Source organism: Thiohalocapsa sp., from assembly GCF_019695415.1.
Lineage (GTDB): Bacteria > Pseudomonadota > Gammaproteobacteria > Chromatiales > Chromatiaceae > Thiohalocapsa.
Genome location: NZ_JAIFKJ010000194.1, coordinates 1 through 5,115 on the forward strand (window position 1 = coordinate 1; position 5,115 = coordinate 5,115).

General features: G+C 66.7%; 6 protein-coding genes. All 6 read left to right on the top strand.

Going from position 1 to position 5,115, the window contains the following annotated elements:
• A partial coding sequence (locus tag I6U14_RS05445; protein WP_296897525.1) for a carbohydrate porin occupies nucleotides 1–577 on the top strand: 577 nt, incomplete at its 5' end.
• A gap of 218 nt (nucleotides 578–795) precedes the next feature.
• A complete protein-coding gene (locus I6U14_RS05450; RefSeq protein ID WP_296897527.1) occupies nucleotides 796–1,521 on the top strand; it encodes a DUF3313 domain-containing protein in 726 nt (241 codons plus the stop codon).
• 187 nt (nucleotides 1,522–1,708) lie between these two features.
• Entirely contained in the window at nucleotides 1,709–1,888 is a 180-nt protein-coding gene (locus I6U14_RS05455) for a hypothetical protein (protein WP_296897529.1), read from the top strand.
• An 18-nt stretch (nucleotides 1,889–1,906) separates the two neighbouring features.
• Nucleotides 1,907–2,050 carry a hypothetical protein gene (locus tag I6U14_RS05460; RefSeq protein WP_296897531.1) on the top strand — a complete coding sequence of 48 codons (144 nt, stop codon included), beginning with the start codon at nucleotides 1,907–1,909 and terminating at the stop codon, nucleotides 2,048–2,050.
• A gap of 168 nt (nucleotides 2,051–2,218) precedes the next feature.
• Entirely contained in the window at nucleotides 2,219–2,404 is a 186-nt protein-coding gene (locus I6U14_RS05465) for a hypothetical protein (protein ID WP_296897533.1), read from the top strand.
• A 52-nt stretch (nucleotides 2,405–2,456) separates the two neighbouring features.
• Nucleotides 2,457–4,814 (top strand): mechanosensitive ion channel domain-containing protein, encoded by a 2,358-nt coding sequence (locus tag I6U14_RS05470; RefSeq protein WP_296897535.1) that lies wholly within the window; start codon nucleotides 2,457–2,459, stop codon nucleotides 4,812–4,814.
• Nucleotides 4,815–5,115 lie beyond the last annotated feature (301 nt).

Genomic DNA, 5,115 nt, shown 5'->3' on the forward strand with positions numbered 1-5,115 from the left:
GAACCCGGCCGAGCAGTATTACGTCCTGGCCGGGCTCGCCGATGCCAACGGCAATCCGCGCGACCCTGTGGACAGCGTCGATGGCTTCTTCAACGACGGCGAGTACTTCAAGCACATCGAGGTTGGCTGGTTCGGGAGCTGGGAGTCACGCTTCGACGACAACATCCACCTGACCTACTGGCACGCGGATGAACGCACCGAGGCGGGTGTGCCGGATGGCTGGGGGGCGCAGTTTTCCTTCAGCCGGAAACTCCAGGAACGTTGGCTCCCCTTCCTACGCATCGGCTACGCGGACGGTGGCGGGGCGCCGTTGGAGCGTTCCGTCAGCACCGGCTTTGCCTACACCCCTACCGACGGGGATTCGGCCTTCGGACTCGGCATCAACTGGGGCCGTGCGAACCGCGCGAGCTTCGCCACCGCCACCGACGACCAATACACCCTGGAGGCCTACTACCGCTTTCAGCTTTTCCAGCGGCTGGCGATTACGCCGGACCTTCAGTTGATCAAGCATCCGGCACTGAATCCGGAGCAAGACCTCATCTGGATCGCCGGGTTGCGGGCCAGGCTGGTCTTTTAATGACCGGCCGTCACTTGACCGGATCCCGGCCGGGGATCGCACGGGTCCGGAAGCGGCTTCCTGCTCCACCCCTGCGGACTCCGTGCGACCGGCGTGCTGGGCGGCTATCTGTACGACCAGCATCAAAAGGGCAACATCGACTGAACACTTCCTCTCGCCGGGGTCCACACACCCGGCGCGAGCGGAACCCGCGACGCAACACGAGGCACCACCGTAACATGAAACTGCATACCCTCATCGCCGCGGCCCTGCTTGCCGCCGCAACCCTGTCAACCGCCGCGAGCTTCGGCGACTACGAGCCTGTCGGCTTCCTCAGTGACTACAGCAGGCTCCAGCACAAGGCCGGCACCGAGGCCTACAGCTGGTCGGAGCCCGCGGCGCAGATCAGCGCCTACGACAAGGTGATGGTGGACCGGATCAAGGTCTACCTGAAGGCCGATGCCGGACGGGGCGAGATCGATCCGGCGACGATGCAGGCGCTGGCGCAGCACTTTCACGATGCCATCCTGAAGGCCTTGGGCGGCAGCTATCAGGTCACGCGCGAACCCGGGCCTCGCACCTTGCGGCTGCGGGTTGCGGTCACCGACCTGGTGCCGAACAAGCCCGAGGCGTCCGTCATCACCCTGGCGGTGCCCTTCGGCGGTGTCGCGGAGGCGGGTGTCGGCGCGCTGAGCGGGAAGGCAGGCGGCTCCCCGTTCATCGGTCACGCCAGCGTGGAGATCGAGGCCCTGGACAGCCAGAGCCATCAGCAGGTTGCGGCCTACATCGAGACGCGAGCTGCCAAGAAGTTCGATGTCGATCTGAAAGAGGGCGTCGGCACCGCGGTCGGGAAGGGCGTCACCGGCTATGCGGATTCCTTCAGCACCTGGGCCTACACCAAAAAGGCCATGGATCACTGGGCCGATCTGATCGGGGCATGGCTCAAGACCGCGAAATCGTCCTAGTACCGCGCTTCCATCAAAGTTGCGAAGCCTTAGGGTGGACAAGCGAAGCGCCGTCCACCTTCGCACCCGCAACCTTGGCTGTAACGTGCTACTGGGTCATCCACCCAATGCTGCACTGAGGCGAGCCCATGGTCCAACAACGCCGTTTCCTGCCGATCCTTTTTGCACTCCTGGTGCCGCGTCCCTTGTGTCGGCGTCGCGTATCAACTATCCCCCCTACCGCAAGAAGAACGACAAGGTGAACACCCTGGTCGAGCGGGTGCAACTATGCTTCAAGTACTGCATGAACGCCCCCGCCGCAGAGGTCGGCACCATGCCGTCCGCCGAGAGCCGCACCATCCGCGCGCTCCTGAGCTACATGCACTGACTCGCCTCCGGCGCACCGGTGGGCGACAAGGACATCCCGGGCCGTGGCTATCCGAAGCTTGCGAAACCCGCGGACGGCTTCGACCCAGAGCGCGGCGCCGTCTTCTTCACCGACCATAGCGCCATCTGCCACGGCGATCTGGCTCCATGTCCCAAGCGCTGACACGCTCGCGAAATTGCGGCGTATCCTTCCCCGCATGAGCGCTTCAATTGTTCGAGGCGCCCATAAGACGTTCTGCTTGCGACCTTGGGCGATGGTGATTCAGATGCAGTACTCCTCTGGGCCAGCTCCGCCCCCCGCGGGTGCGCAGACCGACCGGCAGGCACCAGCGTGCAGGCGGTTCTCGTCGGGGTTGTCGTCTCGATGCTGCCTCCGACCGAAGCCGCCGGCACCGCGGCGACATCGTCGGCCCCGTTCTCGTTTGCCGCGGCCGACACCCTTGTACGCAACTTTGGCCATGTGGATCTGCCGGTGGCTGGTGCTGTTGTTGCTGGCGCCGGTTTCGGCGGCGGCTGAGGCTGGCCCGCCCGCGTCAGCCGTCCCCGCGTCGGGCTCAAAGGCGACCCTATTGCAGCCCGCGGCGACCGCAAGCCCGAGGGATACCCTGCAGAGCTTCCTGGCCGCCGCGGACAAGGTAGCGGAACAGAAGCGACTCGGCGACTTCGATGAGTCCGAGTACCACCTGCTGCGCCAGGCCATCGCCATGCTGGACTTCAGCGCGACGCCGGACGGCGATGATTGGTCGGAGCGCATGTTGCGGGTTGCGTTGCTGCACGAGGTGCTCGGGCGCGCCGAGTTGCCGTCGGTCGCAGACATCCCGAGTGCACAAGCGGTGGCCGCCGAGGGCATCACCGAATGGGACCTCCCCGGCACACGCATCCGCCTGGAGCGGGTGGCATCCGGCCCGCGCGCCGGCGAGTTCCTGTTCTCCGCCGACACCGTCGCGCTGCTGGATCGGCTCTACCGGCGCGCCAAGGTCCAGCCCTACCGCGCCGATGCCGTGCCCGGCATCTATGAGCAGGTGATATCGCTGGCGGATGCGGACGGCGTGTACGAGCGCCTGATCCGTGTCTACCAGCGCTTGGAGCCGGTGGATACCACCAGCCCGCGAACCACGCTCAACGGCTTTCTGGAGAGCCTCAACCGGGCCTATGCGCTGGTGATGGAGGCCGATGCCGCACTCAGCGCGGAGCCCCCGACCATGAGCAAGGCAGAGGCGCGGGTGCTGGAACGCAGGGCCGCACGCCTGCTGCAACGGGCGGTGAACGCGCTCGACCTTAGGCGGGTACCCGCAGCGCTGCGCGAAGAGGCGGGCGAGGAGGCGGCGTTGATGCTGAAGGAGGTGCTCGACCGGATGATCCTGCCGCCGCTGGATGCGGTGCCGGACGAGCGCGCGGTGGCCGCGGCGCGCGACGGCGTGCTCGGCCCCTTCCTGCAGGGCGACGGCCCGCTGCGCTGGCGCATCCCGAACACCGAGATCGAGATCATCGAGATCAGCGAGGGCGACCGACAAGGAGAATTCCTGTTCAGCGCCATCACCGTGGAGGACATCCGCCATGCCTTCGACGCGGTGCGGGACCTGCCGTACCGCAAGGCGGCCTTCGCAGGTACTGAGCTGGACTACCGCTCGGCGGATGTGTCGCCCGGCTTCTATGACTATTTCGTATCCACCCCCGGGCACCTGGTGCCGCGCGCCAGCGTCTCCGGCGAGCTCATCGACCGCCTGCCGGGTTGGCTGAGGACACTGTACGGCGGGCAAACCCTCTGGCAGTGGGCCGCCCTGCTGCTGGCCGTGCCCCTGTTGGTGTCGATCGTGACCCTCCTTGTGCAAGTGACACGGCGGCTGGCGAAACAGATGGAGACGCCCGCGGGTTGTTTCGTGCGCGTGCTCGGGCCCATCGCCGCGGCGTTCTTGGTGAGCGCCGGCCTCAACTTTCTGGCCGGGCCTGTCCACCTCACCGGCGGCGTGCTCACCGCCATCACCATCATCGGCAAGGCGGTCGTGATTGCCCTGTTGGTTTGGGCCGTTTTCGGGCTGAGCCGGGCCATCGCCGAGTCGGTGATCGCCTCCCCGCGCACCCGCATCAAAGAGGACAGCATCGACGCCACCATGTGGCGCATCGGCTCGCGCATGCTGGGCTTCCTGCTCAGCGTCGCGGTGCTGATCCGTGGCATGCAGGTGCTCGGTGCCGACGTGCTGCCGCTGCTGGCGGGCCTCGGGGTCGGTGGCCTGGCCGTGGCGCTGGCCGCGCGGGAGACACTCACGGATATCTTCGGCGCACTGATGATCCTGGCGGACCGCCCCTACCGCATCGGCCACTGGGTGGTGATCGGCGAGTACGAGGGCACGGTGCAGAGCATCGGCATCCGCAGCACCCGCATCCGCACCTTCTACGACTCCGTGCTCACCATCCCGAACTCCAAGGCCGTCACCAGCGTCGTGGACAACATGGGCATGCGCGAATACCGGCGGATCAAGACCTACATCGGCATCCGCTACGATACGCCGCCGGAGCGCCTAGAGGCCTTCCTGGAGGGCATCAAGCGGATCATCCAAACCAACCCGGCCACCCGCAAAGACTACTTCCACGTCGTGCTGAACGACTTCGGCCCCGACCACCTGCGCATCCTGCTGTATTGCTTTCTCGAGGTGCCGGACTGGTCCGCCGAGCTGGTGGAACGCCAGCGCATCCTTCTGGAGATCATTCGCCTCGCCCACGCCCTGGGCGTGCAGTTCGCGTTCCCCACCCAAACGCTGGAGATCGAATCCTTTCCCGGCCAACCCAGGCGGGAGCCGCTTCCCAACGCCAGCGCCGACGAGCTGCGCGCCATCGCCGAGCGCTACGCGAGCCCCGAGGGGGCAGCTCGACCCCCCGGGCTCGGCATCTTCGTGCCACCGCACGAGGAACGGCCGCGGCAAGGTTGAACGGCCGACCTCTGAAACCGGTTTGGTCGAAGTGATGAGCGAGGCCCCTGCGAGCTCGGCGGTTCGCGATTGCATCCGGTCGGCAGGGCCCTCGTCTCGGAAGCCGCGCGCGGCCGGCTCAGCTTCCCGCCCTTGACCTGGTCCTCGACCCGGGCCAGCATCCAGCCAGGAAAGTCCCGCCGGCAAAGCCGGTCCCCCTGCGCCCACACGACGGGCTGCGGGGCGGGTGATACGTTCAACTTAGAAGGAACGGTTGGACGGCCGGCAGGGTGCGGCCCCGGATGGAGAGGGGCAGGACAAA